Raw genomic sequence first — 24,484 nt, 5'->3', positions numbered from 1 at the left:
AGAGGCGCGATGAGCGTGCTGCAGTCCGTGAAGGACATCGAGGAACTGACCCTGACCGTGACCGCCGAGTTCGACGCGGGGATCGAGCGCGTCTGGCTCCTCTGGACGGATCCGCGCCGCCTCGAGCGCTGGTGGGGGCCGCCGACCTGGCCGGCGACCTTCGAGCGGCACGAGCCGGTCGAGGGCGGACGGAGCGCCTACGTCATGACGGGACCGGACGGCGAGCAGGCGCGCGGCTGGTGGCGCGTGACCCGGGTGGAGGAGCCGACGCGGTTCGAGTTCGAGGACGGCTTCGCCGACGAGCGCGGCGACCCGGTCGACGCGCTGGGGATCACCCGGGCCACGGTCACCCTCGACGAGATCGAGCCGGGGCGCACGCGGATGGTCCTCAGCAGCCGTTTCGAGACGGTCGAGCAGCTCGAGCAGATGGTTCAGATGGGCATGGAGGAGGGACTCCGCCAGGCGATGGGGCAGATCGACGCGATCCTGCTCGAGGACTGAGTCGGCGCCGATGGAGGCTCAGCGCTCGCCGCGCCGAGCCTCCGCGCTACTGCTCGGGGTCGGTGAGGGCGGCGGCGTAGGCGCGGACGGAGCGCTGGTACCGGGGGAGCCCCGGAGCAAGCGCCTCCAGCGCGATCCGCAGGGCCTCGTCGACGCGCCCGGCGCTGTGCAGGGCGAGCGCGAGGAACACCTCCCGCGCGGAGCCCACCGCGGGGTGCGCAGCAGCGCCGGCGAGGAGGTCGATCGCCTCATCGGTGCGGCCGAGGTTCCGGAGTGTCGAGGCGTACTGGATCGTCAACCGCGCCCGCCGCTCGTCATCCAGGCCGGCTGCGAGGGCGCGCTCGTACTCGACCGCCGCCTCCGCCTCGTGTCCCGCGCTGTCGAGGGCGCCGCCCAGCTCGAAAGCGGCGACTCCGTCGTGTCCCGGGTAGCGGGCTGCGAGGACGCGCATCCGCTCGACGACGCCGTCCGGGTCGTCCTGAGCGTCGAGGCGCTCGACCGCCGCGAGCCAGAGGGCGAGCGCGTCGGTCTCGGGGCGGTCGGAGTCGGAGGCGCGTGTCTCGGTCACGCCTCCGACGCTACCGCGCCCGCGCAGTGCGGCGGAGCGGGGCTACGAGGCGGTCGAGTCGGCGCCGTCGTCGTCCGACCCGCCGTCGTCGGAGCCGGAGGTGCCCGCTCCGACCGGCGCGGCGCGTCGGCCGGCCTCGATCAGGGCGGTCGACGCAGCCGCTCCGCCGATCAGGGCGAACAGCGCCCAGCCGGCTCCCCACTTGCGCTTGCCGACCAGGGCGTCGAACGAGAGCGCGCCGGGGCCGTCCGCGACGATCGCGGCCGTCGCCGCGACGAGGACGGCGTTGTACTCCCACCCGCCGCCCGCGTTCCACAGGCCGTTGCTCCAGTGCACCTTGCGCACGGCGGTGACCATCGTGGCGACGAGTCCGGCGGCGGCGAGCGGAGTCGCGGCGCCGAGGGCGAGAGCGGCGCCTCCGGCCGTCTCGGTCACCGCTGCGGCGACGGCGTTGCGCCGGGCCGGGTGCATCTCCAGGCTCGACATCATCTGCTCGGTGCCGTCGAGGCCGGGGCCGTCGAACGAGCCCCGCAGCTTCTGCAGACCGTGTCCGACGAAGAGCCCGCCGACGGCGAGACGGAGAACGAGTGAGCCGACCTTCATGGTGACCTCCGGGGTGGGGTGGGGACGTGTAGTGCGAGGGTCCCGGTTGCGCCGCGCCCGGTCAAGGGGTCGCGCCCGGCGAGCGGGCCGCGCAGGAGGCGTGCGCGCTCGGCGAGGGCTCAGAGCGGCGTGTAGGCGGAGGCGTCCATCATCACGGTGCCGTCGGTGCACACCTGGAGCTCGGCTGGGGCGCGGACCGCGCCGTCCGGGGCGTCGAGGACCTCGGCGACGAGGTACGCGGAGGTCCCGACCGTGCAGCCGTAGGCGCCGGGGGAGTGCCAGGCGACCCGGACGTCCGCCCGGGCGCCCGGGAGGAGGATCACGGGAGCGTCGGGGTTCGGGCCGGACGCGTCGGCGACCGCGCTGATCCGGTTCCCGTCGGCGTCGGTCGCGTAGACGCCGGGGATTCCCGCGAGAGCGCAGTCGGAGGAGGAGGTGCTGGTGAGCACGAGGTCGAAGGCGCTGTTCCCGGCACCCGACGCGTCGGGGTCGGGGCGGTACTCCATCGTCAGGTCGGAGCCCGTGCAGCGCGCCGCCGCCGGATCCGCGGCGGGAGAACCGGTCGACGAGGGCTCGGGGGTCGCCGTGACCGTCACGGTCACGGTGGGAGTCGGCGTCGGAGCGGGAGTCGGCGAAGACGTCGGGGTCGCCGTCGCGGTCGGCGTCGGGAGCGGCGTCCGCGCGGACGGGGCTCCGCCGCTGCCCGCGCAGCCGGAGAGGACGAGGACGAGTGCTGCTGCTGCCAGCGCGTATTCGCCGGTCCGGTGCGAGAACGTGCTCATGTCCGCAGTCTGCCACCGCCCGGACCGAACGGCCCCGCGGATCCGCGAGCATTCTCGGAAATCCCGGACAGGGAGGCGCAGGACGGGTGCGGCGGGCGTCCGGAGGTGCCCCCTCCTCGCGCCCGCCGCACCGGGGTCGGCGCTAGACGCGGACGACCATCTTCCCGGTGTTGCCGCCGCGCATCATCGAGAGGAACGCGTCCACGGCGTGGTCGATGCCGTCGACGACGGTCTCGTCGTAGGCGATCTCTCCGTCGGCGAACCAGCCGGCCATCAGCCGGTTGAACTCCGGCGCGTGGTCGAGGTAGCCGGACAGCGTGAATCCGCGCAGCGTGAGACCGCGGGTGATGATGTTCGCCATGTTGTCGGGGCCGGGCGTCTTCTCGGTGCTGTTGTAGCCGGCGATCGCTCCGCAGAGCGCCGCGCGGCCGCCGACGCGGAAGGCGTCGAGGGCCGCCTCGAGGTGGTCGCCGCCGACGTTGTCGAAGTACACGTCGATCCCGTCGGGCGCGGCCTCGGCCAGCTGCTCGCGGACCGGGCCGGAGTGGTAGTCGAAGGCGGCGTCGTAGCCGTACTTCTCGGTCAGCAGGGCGACCTTCTCGGCCGAGCCCGCGGATCCGACGACCCGCTCGGCTCCGAGGAGGCGCGCGATCTGACCGGCGGCCGAGCCGACGGCTCCCGCGGCGCCCGAGACGAAGACGGTGTCGCCCTCCTTCATGCCCGCGATGGCGGTGAGCCCGACGTACGCGGTGAGTCCGGTCATCCCGAGGATGCCGAGGCGGAGCGAGAGCGGCACTCCGGGGATCTCGGGGACGACGCGGAACTGCGACGACTCGGCCTGCACGACGTCGCGCCAGCCGAGCTGGTGCAGGACCGCGCTGCCGACGGGGAACGCGGGGTCGTCGGAGACGGTCACCCGGCCGACGGCACCGCCGGTCATGGTCTCGCCGAGGGCGAAGGGCGGGGTGTAGCTCTTCACGTCGTTCATGCGGCCGCGCATGTAGGGGTCGACCGAGAGGAAGGCGTTCTCGACGCGGATCTCGCCCGCGGCCGGATCGCCGTACTCGACGGTCGCGGTCCGGAAGTCCTCGGCGACGGGCCAGCCGTCGGGGCGGCGGACGAGCTGGATCTGGGTGCTGGTGACGGTGCTCATAGGACCTTTCGTGGTGGTGGAGCGGAGGGGATCAGAGTGAGAGGCCGACGGCGAGCGCGACCACCGCGAGCAGACCCGGGGTCATCTGGGTCAGCGCGGCGCGGCGCTTGGTCGGAGCGGAGAGGAGCAGGACGAGTGCTGCGGCGACCATCGATCCGGCGCCGGCGAACACGAGGGCCGCGCCGACGGCGGTGGCGCCGATCGCGACGGCGACAATGCCCGCCACGGTGACGACGGCGAGGAAGAGGTTGTAGAAGCCCTGGTTGTAGGCCATCTCCTTCGTCGCCTCCGCCTCGCCGGCGGTCGTGCCGAACGTCGATCGGGCGCGCGAGGTCGTCCAGAGGACCGACTCGAGCACGAAGATGTAGACGTGCAGCGCCGCGGCGAGAGCGGCGAGCACCAGTCCGAGAACGATCACGGCGGGCCTCCAGGCGATGGTCGCGATACGGAGGGCTCCGCACCAATTGTGTAACGACCAGTCCACAATATACTGGAGCGAGCGGTCCGCGCCAGTGCGGCGCCGCAGCTGTCACCCCTCAGGAGGAGCACCGTGGGTCGCACGCAGGGCTTCGACACCGAGCAGGTCGTCCGCGCCGCCCGCGCCGTCTTCTGGGAGAGCGGCTTCGAGGAGGCGTCGCTCCCGGACCTGGAGTCCGCGACCGGACTGCGCCGCTCCAGCCTCTACCACGCCTTCGGCAGCAAGCGCGGGCTCTTCGACGCTGCCGTGCAGAGCTACCTCGACGAGGTGGTGCGGCCCCGGCTCGCCCCGCTCGTCGATCCGCGAGGGGCGTCGCCGACGGCGCTCGAGGAGTACTTCACCGGGCTGCGGGCGGCGCTCGCCGACTCCCGCACGCTCTCCGCGAGGAGCGGCTGCCTGCTGCTCAACGCCGCGGGCGCGCCGATCGCGCGCGACGACGCCGTGCGCGAGGTGATCGCCGACTACCGGGCCGAGCTGCTGGGCGCACTGCGCGCCGGAGCGCTGGCCCGCTGGCCCGACGCGCAGGCGTGGGCGTCGGCCCAGGCGGACGTCCTCGTGTCGCTCCTGGTGGCCGCGCTCGTGCTGGCCCGCGTCGATCCGGCGCAGTCGCTCGCCACCGTGGACGCCGCGCTCGCGCTCGTCCGATCCTCCGCGCCCTGACGGCCGTCGCGACGAACGCCGGAGCACCGCTCTCGCGCCGGGCCCGCCCTCGCACCCGGCGCGCCGGGTCGGCCCGCACAGCACGACGCCCCCGTGCGCCTCGCGTCCCGGTGGGACGGATGCGCGCGGGGGCGTCGGACGGGCGGGGTCAGTCGGTTCCGGCGTCGAACGCCGCACCCTCCGAGGCCAGGTCGGTGGCGCGTCCGAGCGCATCGGCCGCTGCGGACCCGCCGCCCTCGGTGATCGCGTCGGCCTCGCCGATCTCGAGCTCGCCGACGAGCTCGGCGGTCGGACCGCCGACGAGGCCGGCGGCCGCGTACTGCTCGAGCCGCGAGCGGGAGTCGGCGATGTCGAGGTTGCGCATCGTGAGCTGCCCGATGCGGTCCTCGGGGCCGAAGGCGGCGTCGCCGACCCGCTCCATCGAGAGCTTGTCGGGGTGGTAGCTCAGCGCGGGGCCGGTCGTGTCGAGGATCGTGTAGTCGTCGCCGCGACGCAGGCGCAGGGTGACCTCCCCGGAGACGGCCGAGCCGACCCAGCGCTGGATGGACTCGCGCAGCATCAGCGACTGCGGGTCGAGCCAGCGGCCCTCGTACATCAGGCGGCCGAGACGGCGGCCCTCCGAGTGGTACTGGGCGACGGTGTCCTCGTTGTGGATCGCGTTCAGCAGGCGCTCGTAGGCGATGTGCAGCAGCGCCATGCCGGGGGCCTCGTAGATGCCGCGGCTCTTGGCCTCGATGATCCGGTTCTCGATCTGGTCCGAGACGCCGAGCCCGTGGCGTCCGCCGATCGCGTTCGCCTCGAGCACGAGCGCGACGGCGTCCGAGAACTCGACGCCGTTCAGCGCGACGGGACGGCCGGCCTCGAAGCGCACCGAGACGACCTTGGAGGCGATCTCGACCTCGTCGCGCCACGACGCGACCCCCATGATCGGCTCGACGAGCTCGAGGCCGCTGGAGAGCTCCTCGAGGCGCTTGGCCTCGTGGGTGGCGCCCCAGATGTTGGCGTCGGTCGAGTAGGCCTTCTCGGTGGCGTCGCGGTAGGGGAAGCCGCGGGCGACCAGCCACTCCGACATCTCGGTGCGGCCGCCGAGCTCGTTGACGAACTGCACGTCGAGCCAGGGCTTGTAGATGCGCAGGCGGGGGTTGGCGAGCAGGCCGTAGCGGTAGAACCGCTCGATGTCGTTGCCCTTGTAGGTCGAGCCGTCGCCCCAGATGTCGACGCCGTCCTCGCGCATGGCGCGGACGAGGAGGGTTCCGGTCACGGCGCGGCCGAGGGGGGTGGTGTTGAAGTAGGTCTTGCCGCCGGAGCGGATGTGGAAGGCGCCGCACTGCAGGGCGACGAGCCCCTCCTCGACCAGCGCGCTCTTCGCGTCGACGAGGCGCGAGATCTCGGCGCCGTACTGGGCCGCGCGGGACGGGACGCTCTCGATGTCGGGCTCGTCGTACTGGCCGATGTCGGCCGTGTACGTGCAGGGCACCGCGCCCTTCTCGCGCATCCAGGCGACGGCGACGGATGTGTCGAGGCCTCCCGAGAATGCGATTCCGACACGCTCGCCCACGGGCAGACTGCTCAACACTTTCGACATGCCTCCGATTTTAGGAGGAACGGGGACCTCCTCCGTGCCGCGGGAGGTCCGAGCCGCCTCCCGGGGCGCCCGCGCGGGGTGCGCTCCGGCCGTGGGAGCACGTCCTCCGTCGATCCGCGTCGATCGCCGACAACCCCGACCGGGGCGCGCGAGCCGGCCGGAGGCTCCGTGGTCCGGAGGCGGCGCCCGCGCAGCCGGCGCGGATCGCCCGCTCCGGCTGAGTAGTTCCGCGCGGCCCGGATGGACGGCCGTGGCGAGCGCGTGCCAGGCTCCGCTCGACCCCGGCTTCCGCCGCCGCCGCCTCCGAAAGGGCTCTCCGTGCCACGACCTCCTCATCGCCTCGCGGCGATGGCCCTCGCCTGCCTGCTCGCCGCGGGCGGTTCCGCCGCTCTGGCGCCGTCCGCCCTCGCGACGCAGGCCGTCGCCGAGACTCCGACCGCCTTCGTCCCGGGGGAGACTCCGCCCGCAGAGGCGCGCGGATCGCAGACCTACACGAACGCCCTCCTCGGGGGCGACTCGCTCGACGCGGGCGAGCGCATCTTCTCGAACGGAGACTCCGCGAGCTTCGAGATGCAGGCGGACGGCAACGCCGTGATCTACGACGCCGGGCGCCGCCCCGTCTGGAGCACCAGGACCCAGGGCACAGGAGCGACCACGGTGCGGATGCAGGAGGACGGCAACCTCGTCGTCGTGACCGGCTCCGGCACGCCCGTCTGGGCGTCCGGGACCGCGGGAGAGACCGGCGCGCTCGCCCTCATCCAGGACGACGGGCAGCTCGTGCTCGTCCGCCCGAACGGGGACACGGCCTGGTCCTCGGCCGACGAGCAGGAGCCCGAGCCGGAGCCGATCGCCGACGTCCTCGACAGCGGGCGCGAGCTCGCTCCGGGACAGCAGCTGACCGCCTCGGACGGCCGCTCGCGCGCCGCGATGCAGAGCGACGGCAATCTCGTCGTCTACGTGGACGGATCGCCGCGCTGGAGCTCCGTCACCTCCGGAGCGGGCAACCGCCTCGCGATGCAGGCCGACGGGAACGCGGTGGTCTCGGCCCCCGGGTCCGGCGTGCGCTGGCAGGCGGGAACGCCCGGGAACCCGGGCGCGCGGCTGCGGATGCAGAACGACGGCAACCTGGTGATCACCGGCGCCTCCGGACGGCCGCTCTGGGCGAGCTCGACCTCGCGCGCGCCCGAGATCCGCGACGTCCTCTCCTCCGGCTCGCGGCTCAGCCGGGGACAGCAGCTCACCTCGCCGGACGGCCGGTCCCGCGCCTCCCTGCAGGGCGACGGCAATCTCGCGGTCTACTCGCGGGGGGACGTCCGCTGGGGCGCCGGCACCCAGGGCGAGGGCGAGACGCTCTCGATGCAGTCGGACGGCAACGCCGTGGTCACCTCCGCCTCGGGCCGACCCCTGTGGGCCTCGGGTACGGCGGGCAACCCGGGATCCCGCCTGCAGATGCAGAACGACGGCAACCTGGTCGTCTACTCCGCCTCGGGCCGCGCGCTGTGGGCGAGCGACACCCCTCCGGCGCCGCCCGCGCCCGCCGTCCGGGACACCCTCTCCTCCGGGAGCCGGCTCGCGTCCGGACAGCTGCTTCGCTCCTCCGACGGAGGGAGCGAGGCGGTCATGCAGGGCGACGGCAACCTCGTCGTGTACTCGCGCGGCTCGGCCCGCTGGGCGGCCGGCACGTCCGGAGGCGGCAACCGGCTCGAGATGCAGTCCGACGGCAACGCCGTGGTCTACGCGGGCTCCGGCGGAGCGCGCTGGCAGTCCGGCACGGCGGGCAGCCCGGGCTCCCGGATGGTCATGCAGAACGACGGCAACCTGGTGATCTACTCGCCGCAGGGCCGCGCACTCTGGGCGAGCACGCAGGCCGCGGCACCGGCGCCGGCGCCCGGCGGCAATCCGCCCCCGCGTCCCGCCGATCGGGACTGCCGAGACTTCAGCAGCCAGCAGGAGGCGCAGGCGTTCCTGGAGTACTGGGCGCAGTGGTACGGCGACTTCGCCCGACTCGACGAGAACCGTCCTCCGAACGGTGTCGCCTGCGAGGACTACCCGTACTGACACTCCGAGATCGCATTCGATCGTGTACGAAGGCCCGCCCCGCCCTGCCGGAGGGCGGGCCTTCGGCCGTCCTCGGACGACGAGAGCCGCCGCCCTCCGCTCTCAGGCCCGAGCGGTCCCCTGCAGGCCTCCGGGCCACGCTCGCGGGTATCGAGTGGCGAAGACGACCCGCCTGTGCGAGAGGCTCTCCGGCGGACGACCATCGACAAGGCGCCTTGCGCACTGATGCTCCGCTGCCGCCCGAGCTCCCGCGCCGCCGGGCGACCCGGCATGCTGGGGCAGGACTCCGCCGACGACGCGGATCGGAAGGACGCCATGACCCCGACGACCCCCTCCAGCCGCGAGAGCCTGCTGGTCACCCCTGACGAGCTCGCCGAGCTGATGGCCTCCACTGAGCCGCCGCTCGTCCTCGACGTGCGCTGGCGCCTCGACCGGCCCGACGGCCGCCCGGAGTACCTCGCGGGTCACCTGCCCGGCGCGGTGCACGTCGACCTCGATCACGAGCTGGCCGCCCACGGCGAGCCGGAGGAGGGGCGCCACCCGCTGCCTCCGATCGAGGTGCTGCAGGAGGCGGCGCGCGGCTGGGGGCTCCGCCGGGGCCGGTCCGTCGTCGTGTACGACGACGCGTGTAGCGTCCCGGCCGCGCGGGCCTGGTGGCTGCTGCGGGCGACGGGAGTGGAGGACGTCCGCCTGCTCGACGGGTCGCTCGCCGGCTGGATCCGCTCGGGGCGGGAGCTCGAGACGGGCGACGTCCCGCGCGAGCGGGGCGACGTCGAGCTGGCCTACGGTCGGCTCCCGGTGCTGGACATCGACGAGGCGGCGGCGCTGCCCTCGGCGGGCGTCCTACTCGACGCCCGCGCCCCTGAGCGGTACCGCGGCGAGGTCGAGCCGATCGACCCGCGGGCGGGCCACATCCCCGGCGCTCGGAACGCTCCCGCGTCCGCGGCGCTCGACTCCGAGGGGCGGTTCCGGCCCGCCTCCGACCTGCGCGCCGGATTCGAGGCGCTCGGCGTGCGGGAGCACGCCCCCGTCGGCGTGTACTGCGGCAGCGGCGTCTCGGCCGCGGTCGACGTCGTCGCGCTCACGCTCGCGGGCTTCGCGCCGGCGCTCTACCCGGGCTCCTGGTCGCAGTGGTCGAGCACGCCGGGCCGGACGGTGGCGACCGGCCCGGAGGCCTGAACCGCCTGCTCCGGAGCGCCCGCGGAGCTCAGCTGAGGCGGGAGTGCTCGCCGAGGTGGTGCCAGGTGCGGTTGTGGTAGACGAGCGGCGCCGTGGTCTCGGAGTCCTCGGGCACGTGGGCCTCGAGGGCGTGCACGGCGACGATCGTGGACGATCCCGCCTCCATGCGGTTGATCACCGTGCCGCGGATCCAGGCGGCGGCGCCCGGGAAGAACGGCTCGCCCGTGGGCAGCCGCGACCAGAGCGACGTGTCGGCGAAGCGGTCGATGCCGCTGGTCGAGCCCAGACGCGCCAGGTCGAGCTGCTCCGCCCCGAGCAGGTGCACGACCAGCGTCTCGGACGCCTGGATGGCCGGAGAGCTGGACGAGGCGGACGAGAGCGAGAAGACGAACAGCGGCGGCTCGGCGCTCACCGAGAAGACGGAGGTCGCGGTCAGGGCGACCGGGCCGGTGCCCGGGTCGGCGGTGATCAGCGCGACTCCGGCGGCGTGGTTGCGGAAAGCGAGCTTGAAGTCCTCCGGGGAGAGTCCGGCGAAGGCGCGGTGCTCCGGCTCGCGGTCCGGGGTGGTGGCGAGGTTCTCGCGGCTCATCGGAGACTCCTGATCGATCGAGGGTGCGGCACGGGGTGGTGGCCCGCCGTCGCGCCGCAGCACGGCTCCTCCAGACTGGCGCACCGGCCGGGGGAGGGCCGCCCCATTGCGGAGTATGACGCCGCCACCTCGGGGAACGCCGATCCGCCGCTCCCTGTTCCCGATCACGCCGGATCGGGAACCCGTCGTCGGCGCCGGCCTCCGCGCGCCCGTCGCTCGCCCTCAGCGCAACCCGTCGCTGCGGCCGCGGTCTGCGCGCAGACTCGAGGGCATGGCCCACCGTCAGCGCACGTCCACCGCGCATCCCGAGAGCAAGACCTGCGCCTCCTGCGGTCGCGAGATCGAGTGGCGCGCGAAGTGGGCACGGGACTGGGAGGACGTCCGCTACTGCTCGGACGCCTGCCGCCGTCGCGGAGTCGGACCGGAGGAGGCGCGGCTCGAGGAGGAGATCCGCACTGTCCTGCTCGCGCGAGCGGCGTCGTCGACGGCGTGCCCGTCCGAGGTCGCGCGCCGGGTCGGCGGCGAGGAGTGGCGGCCGCTGATGGAGCCCGTGCGCCGGGCCGCGCGCCGCCTGGTCGACCGGGGCGAGATCGACATCGTGCAGGGCGGACAGGTCGTCGACCCCTCGCGGGCGAAGGGCCCGATCCGGCTGCGGCGGCGCCCCGGCGGACCCCTGTCGCCGGGCGGCGCCGCGGGCTAGCCTCAGCAGATGCCCAGCAGCGACGCCGTCGTCCTCACCGTCCCCGGACCGCACGGCGACCGGGAGGTGCGGATCTCGAGCCCCGAGCGCGTGCTCTTCCCGGAGCCGGGCATCACCAAGCGCGAGGTCGCGGAGTACCTGATCGCCGTCGGCGAGCCGTTCGTCGCGGCGAACGGCGGCCGCCCCGTCTCGCTGCAGCGCTTCTCCTCCGGGATCGAGGGCGAGCAGTTCTTCTCGAAGAACCCGCCCAAGGGCGCGCCCGAGTACGTCCGGTCCGTCCCGGTGACGTACCCGAGCGGGCGGGTGCATCCGCAGCTCGTGATCGACGAGCCCGCGGCCGCCGTCTGGGCGGCGCAGATGAACACCGTCGTCTTCCACCCGTGGGCGTCCCGCGCCGATGCGCCCGACCTGCCCGACCAGCTCCGGATCGACCTCGACCCGCAGCCCGGCACCGACGTCGCCGACGCGGTCGTCGCCGCGCACGCGCTGCGGGAGGTCCTGCGGGAGGCCGGCCTCGACCCGTTCGTGAAGACGTCCGGCAACCGCGGCCTGCACGTCTTCGCGCCGATCGTCGCCGAGCACGAGTTCCTCGACGTCCGCCACGCGGTGATCGCCGCGGCGCGCGAGCTGGAGCGGCGGATGCCCGAGCAGGTCACGACGGCGTGGTGGAAGGAGGAGCGCGGCGAGCGGATCTTCGTCGACTTCAACCAGGCCAACCGCGACCGCACGATCGCCGGTGCCTACAGCCCGCGGCCGCTCGCGCACGCTCCCGTCTCCACTCCGCTGGACTGGGACGAGCTCGACGGCGTCGACCCGCGGGCCTTCACGATCCGCACGGTCCCGGTGCGCCTCGCCGAGCGCGGTGATCCGTGGGCCCGGATGCACGACGCCCCCGGCCGCCTCGACGCCCTGCTCGGCTGGTGGGAGCGCGATGTCGCCGCCGGCCTCGGCGAGCTGCCGTTCCCGCCCGACTTCCCCAAGATGCCGGACGAGCCGCCCCGCGTGCAGCCCAGCCGCGCGAAGAAGGCCTAGCCGAGGACGTCGCCGAGGTCGTACGCGGTCGGCTGCTCCAGCTGCTCCATGGTGCAGGAGGCGGCGTCGCGGTCCGGGCGCCAGCGCTCGAACTGCACGGTGTGCCGGAAGCGGTCGCCCTCGCGCTGGTCGTAGCGGACCTCGAGCACGAGCTCGGGACGCAGGCGCACGAAGGAGGTGTCGCGGCCGCTCGAGAACCGGCTCCGCTCGCCCTCGCCGCGCACCGGTGCTCCCTCCGCGTCGCGCTCGACCGCGGGCGCGAGCTCCTCCAGCAGCTGCACGCGACGCTCGTCGCTGAAGGCCGAGGCCCCGCCGACCTGGCGGACCTCTCCGTCGTCGCCGTGCAGGCCGAGCAGGATCGAGCCCACGCCCGGCTTGGAGGCGTGCTCGCGGTACCCGATCGCGATCACGTCGGCCGTGCGGTGGTGCTTGACCTTGAGCACGGCGCGCTTCCCGGGGGAGTAGGGCGCGGCCAGGGGCTTCGCCACGACGCCGTCCAGTCCTGCGCCCTCGAAGCGCTCCAGCCAGTCGCGCGCCAGGGCCTCGTCGTCGGTGGCGCGGCCGAGGTGCAGCGGATGCGGGACGCCGGCCATCACCGCGGCGAGCGCCTCCCGCCGCGCCGAGTACGGCTCCTCGAGCATGCTGCGCCCGTCCACGGCGAGCAGGTCGAAGGCGACGAGCATCGCCGGGGTGGTCTCCGCCAGCATCCTCACGCGGCTCGCGGCCGGATGGATGCGCTGCGAGAGCAGGTCCCAGTCGAGCCGCTGCGCTCCCGGCTCGCCGGTCGCCAGGACGATCTCGCCGTCGAGCACGCAGCCGTCGGGGAGCAGCCGGAGGAAGGCCTCGACGAGCTCGGGGAAGTACCGGGTCAGCGGCTTGGAGCCGCGGCTCCCGATCTCGCACTCCCCGCCGGAGACCGAGACGATCGCGCGGAACCCGTCCCACTTCGGCTCGTAGGAGTATCCGCCCGCGACGGCGGTCTGCTCCGGCACCGCCGGAACGGCCTTGGCGAGCATCGGGGCGACGGGGAGCGCGAACGGGAGGTCCATGCCCTGATCATCCCGGCCGTGGTCTCGGACCGCACCCCCTTCCGGAAGGCTGTGGACCGGGACGTTCCGGGCCCGCCGCGGAGGTTCGAGGCGTAGCGTTCCCGGCATGAGCATTGACTGGAAGCGCTGGACGCCCGTCGCCGTCGTCCCCGCGGTCGTCGTCGCCGCGGCCGTCGCCCTCCCCCTCTCGGCGAGCGCCGCGGGCGACCTCCCCGAGAAGTCCGCCGCCGACCTCCTCGCCTTCGTCGCCGAGAGCGACGCCACGGCGTTCTCGGGCGAGATCCAGCAGACCTCGGACCTCGGCCTGCCCGACCTCTCGGCGCTCGGCGGCTCCGCCGGCTCGGCGTCCGCCGACCCCGCCGACTCCCTCGTCGAGCTCGCCACCGGCTCGCACCAGGCGCGCGTGTACGTCGACGCCGAGAAGGGCGCGCGCCTCCAGGTGCTCGACCGGCTGGCCGAGCGCGACGTCGTCGCCTCGACGACCGACGGAGTCTGGATCTACGACTCGAGCGCGAACACCGCCACCCACCTCGTGCCTCCCGCGGGCGGAGCCCCCGAGGCCTCGCCGGGCGATCAGGTCGTCACGCCGTCGTCCGCCGCCGAGCAGCTGCTCGCCGCGATCGACCCGACGACCACGGTCGCGGTCGGCTCGGACGTCAGCGTCGCCGGGCGCGACGCGTACGAGCTCGTGCTCACGCCCCGCGACGGCGGCACCCTCGTGGGCTCCGTGACCGTCTCGGTCGACGGCGAGACGGGCCTCCCGCTCGGAGTGGCGGTGACGGCCCGCGGGGGCACCGCGCCCGCGTTCAGCGTCGCGTACACGAGCATCGACTTCTCGACACCCGACGCGTCCCTCTTCTCCTTCACGCCCCCGGCCGGCGCCGAGGTGACGGAGCAGACCGCTCCGGTCGACGACGAGGCGGACGCCTCCGCCGCGCCCGCCGCGGACACCACCGGGCACTCCGACGTCGTCACCACGGGCTCCGGCTGGACGAGCGTCGTCGAGCTGCACGCCGGTGACGCCGACGCGCTCTCCTCGCTCGACGCGGTCACCACGCCGGTCGACGGCGGCCGCATCCTCTCCTCCGCCCTGCTGACCGTCCTCGTCACCGACGACGGACGCGTCCTCGCCGGCGCAGTCCCGGCCGAGGCGCTCCGCGACGCGGCCTCCGCTCGGTGACGGCGGGCGAGCTCGCCGTCGAGACGCGCGGCCTCACCAAGCGCTTCGGGCGCCAGGAAGCGGTCTCCGGTCTCGACCTCGCCGTTCCCCGCGGCGCCGTCTTCGGCTTCCTCGGCCCGAACGGCTCGGGCAAGACCACGACGATCCGGATGCTGCTCGCCCTCGCCGCGCCGACCGCGGGCAGCATCACCGTCCTCGGGCAGGCCATGCCCCGGCGCGCGGCCGAGGTCCTGCCCCGGGTGGGGGCGCTGGTCGAGGGGCCGGGCTTCTACCCGTTCCTCTCCGGAGCGGCCAACCTCCGGCGCTTCGACGCCGCGGAGGCGGGCACCTCGTCCCGCACCCGCGACACCCGTGCGAAGGAGGCCCTCGCCCGCGTCGGTCTCTCGGCCGCGGCGCGCAAGAAGGTCGGCTCCTACTCCCTGGGTATGAAGCAGCGGCTCGGCATCGCGGTCGCCCTCCTCTCGCCGCGCGACCTGATCGTGCTGGACGAGCCCACGAACGGCCTCGATCCGCAGGGCACCCGCGAGGTTCGCGCCCTCGTGCGCGGACTGAACCAGGACGGCACGACCGTCCTCGTCTCCAGCCACCTCCTCGCCGAGATCGAGCAGCTCTGCACCCACGCCGCCGTCATGCGCACCGGGCGCCTCGTCGCCCAGGGCGGGCTCGACGAGCTGCGCGGGGACGCCGCCTCGGTCGAGCTGCTGACGCCCGACCGCGAGCGCGCGATCGTGGCCCTGCACACCCGGGGTCTGGAGCCGCGCACCGCGCCGGGCCCGCACCCCGCCGATCCGCCGCTGGTCGTCGCCGCACTGCCGCCCGGGCTCGAGGCCGAGACGCTGGTCGCCGACCTCGTGCGGGCCGACGTCCGCGTCCGCGGGTTCGCCGTCCGCCGCCCCTCGCTCGAGGAGCGCTTCGTCGAGCTGACCGGGGAGGGCTTCGATGTCGAGCGCTGACGCGACCGTCCGCCGCGCGGGGATCGGGTCCCTGCTCGCCTCCGAGCTCGCCCTGCTCTTCCGCCGGCGCCGCACCTGGGCGCTGCTCGCGGCCCTGGCCGCCATCCCGATCGTGCTCGCCGTCGCGGTGCGGCTCTCGGGCGGCGACGGAGGCGGGCCCTCCTTCGTGGGCGCGATCGCCGGCAACGGCCTCTTCACCGGCTTCGCGGCCATCACGGTCGCCGTCCCGCTGTTCCTCCCGCTCACGGTCGGGGTCGTCGCCGGCGACGCGATCGCGGGCGAGGCCTCGCTCGGGACGCTGCGCTACCTGCTGGTCAGCCCCGTCGGCCGCGTGCGGCTGCTCGCGGTGAAGTTCGCCGCCTCCCTCGCCTTCTGCCTCGCCGCAGCACTCACCGTCATGGTGGTCGGGATCCTGATCGGCCTGGCGCTCTTCCCGGCGGGACCGGTGACGCTCCTCTCCGGCAGCACCGTCCCGCTCGGCGACGCGATCGGCCGGGCCCTGGCGATCGCCGTGTACGCGGCGCTCTCGCTGGTCGGGCTCTCGGCGATCGGCCTCTTCATCTCGACGCTGACCGATGTGCCGGTCGGCGCCATGGCGGCCACCGTCGTCGTCTCCATCGCGGCGCAGATCGTCGGCTCGCTCTCGCAGCTGGACGCCCTCCACCCGTTCCTGCTGACCGACCGGTGGTTCGACTTCGCCGACCTCCTGCGCGACCCGATCGCGTGGAGCTCCTTCGGCGAGAACGCGCTGCTCCAGCTCGCCTACGTCGCCGTGTTCGGGTCCCTCGCGATCGGCCGCTTCACCACCCGCGACATCCTCTCCTGATCCTGGGACGACGGAGGCCGCCCTCCCGCACTGCGGTGGGGGCGGCCTCCGATGTCGACGGGGTCAGTCCTGGGGAGCGATGCCGAAGCTGACGGAGCCGCCCTCGTCCACCTGCGCGTCGAGGACCTTGTCGCCGAGAGCGACGGAGGCGGCGACGTCGAGGAACACGCGCGCTCCGTCCTGCTCCACGACGGCGTCCGTCGTCTCGGGGGCCGCGGCGACCGCGACAGCGAAGTTGCGGGCGTCGAGATCGGTGCCGCTGATGCGCAGGCCTCCCTCGACGGGGGTCTCGGTCTGCCCGGTGATGGTCTTGACGACGGTGCTGGCGTTGTCGGTGAGCGTGAGCATCGGGTCGTTCCTTCCGTCCGTGGTCGATGAGGGGGCCACGTTGCCGGGATCCGGCGGCACCCTCAAGGCGGCGGAGCGGATGTGGAGGGGATGCACACCTGGACGGCCCGGGGAGTCGCGGCGCTCGCCGGAGCCGCGCCGGGCCGGGGGCGCCGCATCGCCTGCCACACTGGCCGGATGCACCCCGCCGACTCCTGCCCCTGCGGAAGCCGCCGCCACTACGCCGACTGCTGCCGCCCCGCCCACCTCGGCGAGGAGCCCTCGCCGACGGCGGAGCGCCTGATGCGCAGCCGCTACAGCGCGAACGTCCTCGGCAGCGCTCCCTACCTGCTCGCGAGCTGGCACCCCTCGACCCGGCCGCGCCGCATCGACCTCGATCCCGACGTGCAGTGGCGCCGGCTCCAGATCGTCGACACCTCGTTCGGCGGGGAGGGCGACGAGGAGGGCCTGGTCGAGTTCCGCGCCTCCTACCGCTCGCCCGCCGGCCCCGGCCTCGTGCACGAGCGCAGCCGCTTCCTGCGCGAGGACGGTCGCTGGCTCTACGTCGACGGCGAGATGCTCGGCGACGAGGCCTGATCCGTCCGGGCCGTCCTACTCTGGAGGTATGGCCAAGGACTTCCGCCGGGCGGACGACGCGTCGCGCTACGAGCTCCACTTCGACGGCGCCCTGGTGGGCGTCCTCGACTACCGCGAGGCGCCCGGCAGCGTCTCCCTCGTCCGCTCCTTCACGACCCCGCCCTTCCGAGGCCGCGGGCTCGCCGGGGAGCTGGTCTCCTTCGCCGTCGCCGACATCGAGGCCGCCGGCGGGCGGAGCGTCGTGCCGATGTGCTGGTACGTCGGACAGTGGTTCGAGCAGCACCCCGAGAAGGCGCACCTCCTCGCTCCCTCCTGAGCCGCTCGCTCACTCGCGGACCGCGGGCTCCACTCCGGCCAGGTCCGGGCCGAGGCCGATGTCGACCAGGCGCAGCCGGCCCGCGTAGGAGTCGCCCGGAGGCAGCAGCAGACCGGCCTTGATCGCGCCGAAGGCGACCGTCACATCGGCGCGCAGCACGGTGGGATCGGGGACCGACCCGTCGTCGGGATGGACGCCGCTCGGCAGGTCGACCGCGACGACCACCGGGCGCTCGGCCCGCCGCTCCAGCGCGTCGAGCACCGCCTCGACGACGACGCGCGGCCGTCCCCGCAGCGCGGGCTCCGTCGCTCCGATGCCGAGGATCCCGTCGACCAGGACATCCGCCCGCGCCACCGCCGCGGCGAGGCCGGGCGCGTCGTCGGCCGGCACCTGCCCGCAGCCCTCGTCGAGCGCCACGGCGAGGCCCCGGCGGTGCACCCGCTCGGCCGTGAGGACGAGGACGACGTCGGTTCCGGAGGAGGAGAGCTCGGCGGCCGCGTAGAGCGCGTCACCGCCGTTGTCGCCCGGACCGACCAGGACGAGCACCGAGGCCGGACGGGAGCGGTCGGAGCGCCCGGCGAGCACGAGACGCAGCTCGCGGGCGAGGCCGTCGGCGGCGCGCTGCATCAGCGGCTCCCGCCGGGCCAGGTGCGGAGCCTCGGCGGCCCGCACCTGCGCGGACGTGTATCCCTCGACCATGCGCTCCACTGTGCGCGCGGCGCTGCGGGCGTGCAACCCCGTCAGCTCTCCTGCACCGCCCGGTCCGACTCCTCGACGATCGCCCGCATCGCGGCCTCCGCAGCGTCCGCGTCGCCCGAGGCGACGGCGGCGGCCACCGCCCGGTGCAGCCGCACCGCGGTGGAGTCGGCCTCGCGCGGCATGAGCGCATTGCGGGTGCGGCCGGCGAGGACCTCGGCGACCAGATCGCCCAGCTGCGCGAGCATCCGGTTGCCGGACGCGGCCAGGAGGGAGCGGTGGAAGGCGGTGTCGGCGGCGAGGTAGGCGGACTGGTCGGCTGCGCGGGAGTGGGTGGAGAGGGCGTCGCCCGCCTCCGTGAGCGCCCGCCGCTGCTCCTCGGTCGCGTTCGCCGCGGCGAGCCGGGCGGCGAGCGGCTCCACCCCGAGTCGGAGCTCGCTGAGCTGGTGCAGCTGGCGCCGCCGGTCCGGGCCGTCCAGTCCCCACGCGACGACCCGCGTGTCCAGGGCGTTCCAGCACTCCGGAGGCTGGACCCGCGTCCCCGCGCGGCGGCGGGACGTCACGAGCCCGAGCGTCTCGAGGACGCGCACCGCCTCCCGCATCACCGAGCGGGAGACCCCGCGCCGCTCCGCACGCTCGTCGGCGCTGAAGGTGGTGCCCGGCGCGAGCTCGCCGCGCACGATCTGCGAGCCGAGCTCGTCCAGCACCGAGTGGTGCAGCGAGGGCGTCGGCGCGGGCATGCGGTCATCCTGCCATCGCCGGAGTCGCGCCCCGGCCGATCTTCGGGCATGATCGGGACACACGCAGGTTATGTCGGACAAAAGCCGGCCGCTGGCCGTCGGCTCGACCAAGGACGCTCATGACACCGACCCTCCTCCCCGCCCTCCGCGCCGCCGCCGGGGACGCCCCCGCCACCACCGCCGGGCAGGGGCAGCTGATCCTCGCCGCCGTCGTCGGCATCGCCGTGATCGTCGTGCTGATCACCTGGCTGAAGCTGCACCCCTTCGTCTCCCTGCTGATCGGAGCGCTGACGACGGGCCTGATCGCGGGGCTGGCGGCGGCGGACGCGGTCGCCAGCTTCGCGCTGGGGTTCGGCAACACCATGGGCGGCGTCGGCATCCTCATCGGCCTCGGCGCGATGTACGGCAAGCTCCTCGCCGACTCGGGCGGCGCGGACCGCATCGTGGACACCCTCATCGCCCGCTCGAGCACTCGCGCGCTGCCCTGGATGATGGGCTTCGTCGGCGCGCTGATCGGGCTGCCGATGTTCTTCGAGGTCGGGCTCGTGCTGCTGATCCCGGTCGTGATCCTGGTCGCCCGCCGGAGCGGTCTGCCGCTGATGAAGGTGGCGATCCCGACGCTCGCCGGCCTCTCGGTGATGCACGGCCTCGTCCCGCCCCACCCCGGACCGCTGGTCGCGATCGACGCGCTCGGCGCGAACCTCGGCGTGACCCTCGCCTTCGGCGTCCTGGTCGCGATCCCCACCGTCGTCGTCGCCGGCCCGCTCTTCGGCCGGGTCGCCGCCCGCTGGGCGCCGGTGGAGACGCCGCCGCTCTTCGGCGAGGGCGCGGGCGAGACGCGCGAGCACCGCCCGGGCTTCGCCGCCGCCGTCGCGAGCATCCTGCTGCCGGTCGTGCTGATGCTGGGCAAGGCGATCGCCGACATCGCGGCCCCGGGCTCCACGGACGCCTGGAAGGGCGCCCTCGACTTCCTCGGCACGCCGACCATCGCGCTGGGGATCGCGCTCCTGGCCGGTCTGGTCCTGCTCGGCCGCGGTGGCCGGATGAACCGCACCGAGCTGCAGGCCTCGCTCTCGAGCTCGCTGCCGCCGATCGCGGGCATCCTGCTCATCGTCGGCGCGGGCGGCGGTTTCAAGCAGGTCCTCGTCGACACCGGGATCGGCGGGGTGGTCGCCCAGCTCGCGGAGGGGAGCGGCGCCTCGGCGCTGCTGCTCGCCTGGCTCGTGGCCGTCGTGATCCGCGTCGCCACCGGCTCCGCGACCGTCGCCACCGTGACCGCCGCAGGGATCCTCCAGCCGCTGACCGAGACCATGGACGGGCCGATGGTCGCCCTCATGGTGCTCGCGATCGGCGCCGGCTCGGTGTTCCTGTCGCACGTCAACGACGCCGGGTTCTGGCTGGTGAAGGAGTACCTCGGGCTCAGCATCGGCCAGACGCTCAAGACCTGGACCGTGATGGAGTGCCTGGTCTCGGTGACCGGGCTCGCCGGGGTCCTCCTGATCGGTCTCTTCGTAGGAGGTATCTGATGACCGCTCTTCCCACCGTCCCCGTCCGCGCCGTCGTCGTCATGGGCGTCTCCGGCAGCGGCAAGTCGACCGTCGCGTCGCTCCTGGCGCGCCGACTCGGCTGGGAGTTCCTCGAGGGGGACGACCTGCACCCGCAGGCGAACGTCGACAAGATGCACGCCGGCATCCCGCTGACCGACGAGGACCGGGCGCCCTGGCTGGCCGAGATCGCCCGCGTGGTGGACCAGCGGATCGCCGCGGGCGGCTCGGTCGTCGTGACCTGCTCGGCCCTGCGCCGCCGCTACCGCGACGTCCTGCGCCGCGACGACCTCGTCTTCGCGCACCTCGCGGGATCGAGGGACCGTATCGCCGGGCGGCTCGCCTCGCGGGTCGGCCACTTCATGCCGACCACGCTGCTCGACTCGCAGTTCGAGGCGCTCGAGCCCCTCGGCGACGACGAGCTCCACGTCACGGTCGACGTGGGCGGCGCTCCGGAGGAGGAGATCGCCGAGATCCTCGGGGGGCTCGGCCTCGCGCCCGCGGGCGCCTAGAGCAGCAGCGACTCCACCGGCACGGCCGGGAGGTCGAAGGCCGCGGCGACGGCGGTGTTCGTCACCCGGCCGTCGTGGGTGCTCAGGCCGCGGGCGAGCGCCGGGTCGGCGGCCAGGGCGGCCCGCCACCCGCGGTCGGCCAGCGCGAGCGCGTAGGGGAGCGTCGCGTTGGTGAGCGCGCGGGTCGAGGTCTCGGGGACGGCGCCGGGCATGTTCGCGACGCAGTAGTAGACGCTCCGGTGCACGGGGAACACGGGGTCGTCGTGCGTGGTCGGACTCGAGCCCTCGAAGCAGCCGCCCTGGTCGATCGCGATGTCGACCAGCACCGAGCCCGGCTTCATCGTGGCGACCATCTCGTCGGTCACCAGCTTGGGCGCCTTGGCGCCCGGGATGAGGACGGATCCGATCACGAGGTCGGCGTCGGCCAGCTGCGCGGCGATCTCGTAGGCCGAGGAGGCGCGGGTCTGGATCGCGCCCTGGAAGCGGTTCTCGAGCTGCGCGAGGCGGGGGAGCGAGAGGTCGACGATCGTGACGTCGGCCCCCATGCCGAGGGCGTTGGCCGCGGCGTGCTCGCCGGCCGTGCCGCCGCCGATCACGACGACCTTCGCCTTCGGAGTGCCGGGGACCCCGCCGAGCAGCGTGCCCCGTCCGCCGACGGCACTCATGAGGTGGTAGGCGCCGACCGTGATCGACAGGCGCCCGGCGACCTCGCTCATCGGCGAGAGCAGCGGCAGCCGCCGGTCGTCCAGCTGGACCGTCTCGTAGGCGATGGAGGTCGTCCCCGCCGCGAGCAGCGCATCGGTGCACGGGCGGGAGGCGGCGAGGTGGAGGTAGGTGAAGAGCACCTGGTCGCGGCGCATCCGCGGGTACTCGGCCTCGATCGGCTCCTTGACCTTGAGGACCAGCTCGGACTCGCCCCAGACCTCGTCGGGCCCGTCGACGACGAGGGCGCCGGCGCGGCGGAAGTCGTCGTCCGACACGCGCGAGCCCAGGCCCGCGCCGGCCTCGACGAGGACCTCGTGGCCGCGGCGCACCAGCTCGTGGACGCCGGCCGGAGTGGCGGCGACCCGGTTCTCGTTGTTCTTGATCTCGGTGGGGATCCCGACGCGCACGGCGGCTCCTTCGCTGCGGCCCGCGGGGCGGGCGGTGGGCGCCGATCCTGCACCGGCTCTGCCCCCATCGTGCGAAGATCGTGCCCGGAGCGGGGGAACTCCGCAGGATCGGTCGGAAGTCACCGCACGGGCCGAAGGTTCGTCGGCGGAGTGAGGGAGCGGGCGCATGCCACCGAAGGATCTGCACGACCTCGACGACCTGGATCCGGTCGACCGGACCCTGGTGCGCCTCCTCCGCGCCGACGCGCGGACGCCCAACAGCCGGCTCGCCGAGCGCGCCGGCATCGCCCCGTCGACCTGCGTCGCACGCGTCCGGGGCCTCGTCGAGCGCGGCGTCATCACCGGCTTCACCGCCGAGCTCGACCCGGCGGCGCTCGGCTTGACCCTGCAGGCGCTGATCAGCGTCAGCATCCGCGTCGGCCAGCGCCAGGCGATCACGCGCTTCGCGGAGGAGATCCGCGCGCTGCCCGAGGTGGTGCAGGTGTTCTTCCTCGGCGGCTCGGAGGACTTCATCATCCACGTCGCGGTCCGCGACTCCAGCGACGTGCGGGACTTCGTGGTCTCGAACCTCTCGGCGAACCCGGCGGTGGCCTCGACGCGCACGAGCCTGGTGTTCGACCACCACCGCAAGGGCCCGGCGGTCCCCGAGTAGCGCGAGCCGGCGCGGCCCGAGCGGCCGCTCGGCCCGCGCCCGTCCCTCGGGGCTAGTGCGCCCCGGGGTTCACGTCGCCGCCCCCGCGCTGCATGAGGCCGGGGATGCGCTTGGCGAGCCCCGGGATCGCCTCGTCCGAGATCGAGATGCGCGTGTCGCGCAGGCGCTGGCGCAGCAGGGTCTCGACGTCCTCCTCCGGTCGCAGCTCGGCGTCGCCGGCGACCTGCAGCAGCACGCCGCGCAGCTTCTCGTCGAGCTGCGCGTCGTCGCTGCCGTGCTGGATCGGGTGGTCCTGGGATGCGTTCGTCATGCCTCCATGCTGGCACCGGCGACCCCGAGCCGAGAGGACTTGCGCCGCGGCAGGATGGTCGCATGCCGTTCACCCGCGCCGAGCTCGCAGCGTTCCAGGACCGCACCGTCGAGGACCTGCTGGGCGACGACGTCCGGCTCCTCTTCGTCGGCATCAACCCGGGGCTGTGGACCGCCGCCACCGGCGCGCACTTCGCCCACCCCGGCAACCGCTTCTACCCGGCGCTCGTCGCGGCCGGGATCCTCGAGCGCGCGCCGCGCGTGTCCGAGGGGATGAGCGCCGCGGACCGCGCGGAGCTCGTCTCCCGCGGCGTCGGCATCACCAATCTCGCCTCCCGGGCGACCGCCCGCGCCGACGAGCTGACCGCGGAGGAGCTGCGCGAGGGCGCTCAGCGGCTGGTCGCCACCGTGGAGCGGGTGCGGCCCCGGGCCGTCGCGGTCGTCGGCATCACCGCCTACCGGATCGCGTTCGGACGCCGCAGGGCGGTGCAGGGCAGGCAGGAGGAGGACATGGCGGGCGCGCCGCTCTGGGTGCTGCCGAACCCGAGCGGCCTGAACGCGCACGACACCGTCGCCTCGCTCGGGCGCGCCTACCGCGAGCCGGCGCTCGAGGCGGGGATCGTCTCTTCCGACGCGCTCCTGCCCGGGGACGTCGGACCCCGCCCGCAGGAATAGCCGTCGACCCCCGGAGGTTGCAGAAGTCCATGAGTATGCATGAAGTCAAGTTCGGCGTCGACACGTTCGGCGACGTCACCGCCGGCCCCGACGGCGCCCCGCTGCCGCACGGCCAGGTCCTCCGCGACGTGGTCGAGGAGGGAGTCCTGGCCGACCGGGTCGGCATCGACTTCTTCGGGATCGGCGAGCACCACCGCGCCGACTTCGCCGTGAGCGCACCGGACGTCGTGCTCGCCGCCATCGCGGCCCGCACCGAGCGCATCCACCTCGGCTCCGCCGTGACGGTCCTCTCCTCGGACGACCCGGTGCGCGTCTACCAGCGCTTCGCCACCCTCGACGGACTCTCCGGCGGCCGGGCCGAGGTCATCCTCGGCCGCGGCTCCTTCACCGAGTCCTTCCCGCTCTTCGGCTACGACCTCGCGCAGTACGAGGTCCTCTTCGAGGAGAAGCTCGACCTCTTCCACGCCCTGATCCAGGGCGGCCCGGTCACCTGGCAGGGCACGACCCGCCCCGCGCTCACCGAGCAGAGCGTCTACCCGACCCTCGACAACGGCACCCTCCGCACCTGGATCGGCGTCGGCGGCAGCCCCGAGTCGGTCGTCCGCGCCGCCCGGTACGGCTTCCCGCTCGTCCTGGCGATCATCGGCGGCTCGCCGGCCCGCTTCCGCCCCTACGTCGACCTCTTCGGCCGCGCGCTCGAGCAGCTCGAGCAGCCCCGCCTCCCGGTCGCCGTGCACTCGCCCGGCTTCGTCGCCGACACCGACGAGGAGGCGCGCGAGCTGTACTTCCCGCACCACAAGGCGATGATGGACGCCATCGGCCGCGAGCGCGGCTGGTCCCCGATGACCCGCGAGCGCTTCGAGGAGGAGGCCGGCCCCGACGGCGCCATCCACCTCGGCTCGCCCGAGACGGTCGCCCGGAAGATCGCGCGAACGGTCGAGGCCCTGGGCATCGACCGCTTCGACCTCAAGTACAGCGCCGGGACGTTGCCGCACCCGGCGATCATGCGCAACATCGAGCTCTACGGCACGCAGGTCATCCCGCGGGTGCGCGAGCTGCTCGCGCACTGACCCCCGCCGGGCGCCCGTTCCCCCGCTGGGCGCTCGGC

General features: G+C 74.2%; 29 protein-coding genes. 16 read left to right on the top strand and 13 right to left on the bottom strand.

The window, feature by feature from the left end:
* Positions 1–9: 9 nt before the first annotated feature.
* Entirely contained in the window at positions 10–501 is a 492-nt protein-coding gene (locus tag C5D50_RS13800) for an SRPBCC domain-containing protein (protein ID WP_104283757.1), read from the top strand.
* Positions 502–547: 46 nt separating this feature from the next.
* On the opposite strand, the gene C5D50_RS13795 is transcribed toward C5D50_RS13800, so the two are convergent.
* The 5 genes from C5D50_RS13795 to C5D50_RS13775 form a co-directional block, all read right to left on the bottom strand.
* A complete protein-coding gene (locus tag C5D50_RS13795) occupies positions 548–1,069 on the bottom strand; it encodes a tetratricopeptide repeat protein (protein WP_258060472.1) in 522 nt (173 codons plus the stop codon).
* Between the two features lie 42 nt (positions 1,070–1,111).
* Positions 1,112–1,672 (bottom strand): DoxX family protein, encoded by a 561-nt coding sequence (locus tag C5D50_RS13790; protein WP_104283756.1) that lies wholly within the window; start codon positions 1,670–1,672, stop codon positions 1,112–1,114.
* A gap of 119 nt (positions 1,673–1,791) precedes the next feature.
* Positions 1,792–2,454, bottom strand: coding sequence for a DUF4232 domain-containing protein (locus tag C5D50_RS13785; protein WP_104283755.1), 663 nt, complete (start codon positions 2,452–2,454; stop codon positions 1,792–1,794).
* A 142-nt stretch (positions 2,455–2,596) separates the two neighbouring features.
* The gene (locus tag C5D50_RS13780; protein WP_104283754.1) at positions 2,597–3,607 is read right to left on the bottom strand and encodes an NADP-dependent oxidoreductase; all 1,011 of its coding nucleotides are present in this window, start codon (positions 3,605–3,607) and stop codon (positions 2,597–2,599) included.
* A 31-nt stretch (positions 3,608–3,638) separates the two neighbouring features.
* Complete coding sequence (locus tag C5D50_RS13775; protein ID WP_104283753.1) at positions 3,639–4,025, bottom strand: DUF1304 domain-containing protein; 387 nt, start codon at positions 4,023–4,025, stop codon at positions 3,639–3,641.
* Positions 4,026–4,157: 132 nt separating this feature from the next.
* Here C5D50_RS13775 and C5D50_RS13770 point away from each other — a divergent pair, with 132 nt between their 5' ends.
* Positions 4,158–4,745, top strand: coding sequence for a TetR/AcrR family transcriptional regulator (locus tag C5D50_RS13770; RefSeq protein WP_104255471.1), 588 nt, complete (start codon positions 4,158–4,160; stop codon positions 4,743–4,745).
* A gap of 148 nt (positions 4,746–4,893) precedes the next feature.
* On the opposite strand, the gene argG is transcribed toward C5D50_RS13770, so the two are convergent.
* Positions 4,894–6,330: an argininosuccinate synthase gene (gene argG, locus C5D50_RS13765; RefSeq protein WP_104283752.1), complete on the bottom strand. Its 1,437-nt coding sequence runs from the start codon at positions 6,328–6,330 to the stop codon at positions 4,894–4,896.
* Positions 6,331–6,678: 348 nt separating this feature from the next.
* On the opposite strand from argG, the gene C5D50_RS13760 reads away from it, so the two are divergent.
* Complete coding sequence (locus tag C5D50_RS13760; RefSeq protein WP_181137350.1) at positions 6,679–8,388, top strand: hypothetical protein; 1,710 nt, start codon at positions 6,679–6,681, stop codon at positions 8,386–8,388.
* Between the two features lie 315 nt (positions 8,389–8,703).
* Positions 8,704–9,567, top strand: a complete 864-nt coding sequence (locus C5D50_RS13755; protein ID WP_104283769.1) for a sulfurtransferase — start codon at positions 8,704–8,706, stop codon at positions 9,565–9,567.
* Between the two features lie 28 nt (positions 9,568–9,595).
* Here the strand turns inward: C5D50_RS13755 and C5D50_RS13750 are convergent, their stop codons facing one another.
* Positions 9,596–10,156 carry a flavin reductase family protein gene (locus tag C5D50_RS13750; protein WP_104222547.1) on the bottom strand — a complete coding sequence of 187 codons (561 nt, stop codon included), beginning with the start codon at positions 10,154–10,156 and terminating at the stop codon, positions 9,596–9,598.
* Positions 10,157–10,427: 271 nt separating this feature from the next.
* Here C5D50_RS13750 and C5D50_RS13745 point away from each other — a divergent pair, with 271 nt between their 5' ends.
* Entirely contained in the window at positions 10,428–10,856 is a 429-nt protein-coding gene (locus tag C5D50_RS13745) for a DUF2256 and DUF3253 domain-containing protein (protein WP_104233370.1), read from the top strand.
* A gap of 9 nt (positions 10,857–10,865) precedes the next feature.
* Positions 10,866–11,888 carry a non-homologous end-joining DNA ligase gene (gene ligD, locus C5D50_RS13740; protein WP_181137349.1) on the top strand — a complete coding sequence of 341 codons (1,023 nt, stop codon included), beginning with the start codon at positions 10,866–10,868 and terminating at the stop codon, positions 11,886–11,888.
* Here ligD and C5D50_RS13735 read toward each other — a convergent pair.
* Positions 11,885–12,937, bottom strand: a complete 1,053-nt coding sequence (locus tag C5D50_RS13735; RefSeq protein ID WP_104225401.1) for an ATP-dependent DNA ligase — start codon at positions 12,935–12,937, stop codon at positions 11,885–11,887. The two genes, ligD and C5D50_RS13735, sit on opposite strands and share 4 nt — an antisense overlap.
* A gap of 106 nt (positions 12,938–13,043) precedes the next feature.
* Here C5D50_RS13735 and C5D50_RS13730 point away from each other — a divergent pair, with 106 nt between their 5' ends.
* Genes C5D50_RS13730 through C5D50_RS13720 form a run of 3 tightly spaced genes read left to right on the top strand, consistent with a single transcriptional unit; the run spans position 13,044 to position 15,896 of the window.
* The gene (locus C5D50_RS13730; protein ID WP_104283750.1) at positions 13,044–14,117 is read left to right on the top strand and encodes a DUF2092 domain-containing protein; all 1,074 of its coding nucleotides are present in this window, start codon (positions 13,044–13,046) and stop codon (positions 14,115–14,117) included.
* Positions 14,114–15,070 (top strand): ABC transporter ATP-binding protein, encoded by a 957-nt coding sequence (locus tag C5D50_RS13725; protein WP_104238593.1) that lies wholly within the window; start codon positions 14,114–14,116, stop codon positions 15,068–15,070. Before C5D50_RS13730 ends, C5D50_RS13725 begins: the two co-directional genes overlap by 4 nt.
* On the top strand, positions 15,057–15,896 hold the full coding sequence (locus C5D50_RS13720; protein WP_104283749.1) for an ABC transporter permease: 840 nt from the start codon (positions 15,057–15,059) through the stop codon (positions 15,894–15,896). The genes C5D50_RS13725 and C5D50_RS13720 overlap by 14 nt, the downstream gene beginning before the upstream one ends.
* 63 nt (positions 15,897–15,959) lie before the next feature.
* Here the strand turns inward: C5D50_RS13720 and C5D50_RS13715 are convergent, their stop codons facing one another.
* Positions 15,960–16,244, bottom strand: coding sequence for a hypothetical protein (locus C5D50_RS13715; protein ID WP_104222553.1), 285 nt, complete (start codon positions 16,242–16,244; stop codon positions 15,960–15,962).
* 177 nt (positions 16,245–16,421) lie between these two features.
* Here C5D50_RS13715 and C5D50_RS13710 point away from each other — a divergent pair, with 177 nt between their 5' ends.
* Together C5D50_RS13710 and C5D50_RS13705 are read left to right on the top strand one after the other, a co-directional pair.
* Positions 16,422–16,820, top strand: coding sequence for a YchJ family protein (locus C5D50_RS13710; protein WP_104225449.1), 399 nt, complete (start codon positions 16,422–16,424; stop codon positions 16,818–16,820).
* A gap of 28 nt (positions 16,821–16,848) precedes the next feature.
* A complete protein-coding gene (locus tag C5D50_RS13705; protein ID WP_104283748.1) occupies positions 16,849–17,136 on the top strand; it encodes a GNAT family N-acetyltransferase in 288 nt (95 codons plus the stop codon).
* Between the two features lie 9 nt (positions 17,137–17,145).
* Here the strand turns inward: C5D50_RS13705 and C5D50_RS13700 are convergent, their stop codons facing one another.
* A complete protein-coding gene (locus C5D50_RS13700) occupies positions 17,146–17,835 on the bottom strand; it encodes an NAD(P)H-hydrate epimerase (protein ID WP_104267409.1) in 690 nt (229 codons plus the stop codon).
* A gap of 41 nt (positions 17,836–17,876) precedes the next feature.
* On the bottom strand, positions 17,877–18,572 hold the full coding sequence (locus C5D50_RS13695) for a FadR/GntR family transcriptional regulator (RefSeq protein ID WP_104225394.1): 696 nt from the start codon (positions 18,570–18,572) through the stop codon (positions 17,877–17,879).
* Positions 18,573–18,691: 119 nt separating this feature from the next.
* On the opposite strand from C5D50_RS13695, the gene C5D50_RS13690 reads away from it, so the two are divergent.
* Both C5D50_RS13690 and C5D50_RS13685 read left to right on the top strand, forming a co-directional pair.
* Positions 18,692–20,098 (top strand): GntP family permease, encoded by a 1,407-nt coding sequence (locus tag C5D50_RS13690; RefSeq protein ID WP_104273301.1) that lies wholly within the window; start codon positions 18,692–18,694, stop codon positions 20,096–20,098.
* On the top strand, positions 20,098–20,628 hold the full coding sequence (locus C5D50_RS13685; protein ID WP_104225392.1) for a gluconokinase: 531 nt from the start codon (positions 20,098–20,100) through the stop codon (positions 20,626–20,628). Before C5D50_RS13690 ends, C5D50_RS13685 begins: the two co-directional genes overlap by 1 nt.
* Here C5D50_RS13685 and ald read toward each other — a convergent pair.
* The gene (gene ald, locus C5D50_RS13680; protein ID WP_104283746.1) at positions 20,625–21,740 is read right to left on the bottom strand and encodes an alanine dehydrogenase; all 1,116 of its coding nucleotides are present in this window, start codon (positions 21,738–21,740) and stop codon (positions 20,625–20,627) included. The genes C5D50_RS13685 and ald overlap by 4 nt on opposite strands.
* A 166-nt stretch (positions 21,741–21,906) precedes the next feature.
* On the opposite strand from ald, the gene C5D50_RS13675 reads away from it, so the two are divergent.
* Positions 21,907–22,392, top strand: a complete 486-nt coding sequence (locus tag C5D50_RS13675; RefSeq protein WP_104222560.1) for an Lrp/AsnC family transcriptional regulator — start codon at positions 21,907–21,909, stop codon at positions 22,390–22,392.
* Positions 22,393–22,444: 52 nt separating this feature from the next.
* Here C5D50_RS13675 and C5D50_RS13670 read toward each other — a convergent pair whose 3' ends face one another.
* Positions 22,445–22,702 carry a hypothetical protein gene (locus C5D50_RS13670; RefSeq protein WP_104222561.1) on the bottom strand — a complete coding sequence of 86 codons (258 nt, stop codon included), beginning with the start codon at positions 22,700–22,702 and terminating at the stop codon, positions 22,445–22,447.
* Positions 22,703–22,764: 62 nt separating this feature from the next.
* On the opposite strand from C5D50_RS13670, the gene C5D50_RS13665 reads away from it, so the two are divergent.
* Positions 22,765–23,376, top strand: coding sequence for a mismatch-specific DNA-glycosylase (locus tag C5D50_RS13665; protein WP_104283745.1), 612 nt, complete (start codon positions 22,765–22,767; stop codon positions 23,374–23,376).
* A 35-nt stretch (positions 23,377–23,411) separates the two neighbouring features.
* The gene (locus C5D50_RS13660; protein ID WP_104283744.1) at positions 23,412–24,446 is read left to right on the top strand and encodes an LLM class flavin-dependent oxidoreductase; all 1,035 of its coding nucleotides are present in this window, start codon (positions 23,412–23,414) and stop codon (positions 24,444–24,446) included.
* Positions 24,447–24,484: the final 38 nt, after the last annotated feature.

Source organism: Rathayibacter sp. RFBD1, assembly GCF_002932915.1.
GTDB lineage: Bacteria > Actinomycetota > Actinomycetes > Actinomycetales > Microbacteriaceae > Rathayibacter.
The sequence above is the reverse complement of the archived record's forward strand: the minus strand, read 5'-3'. Positions and strand labels throughout refer to the sequence as shown.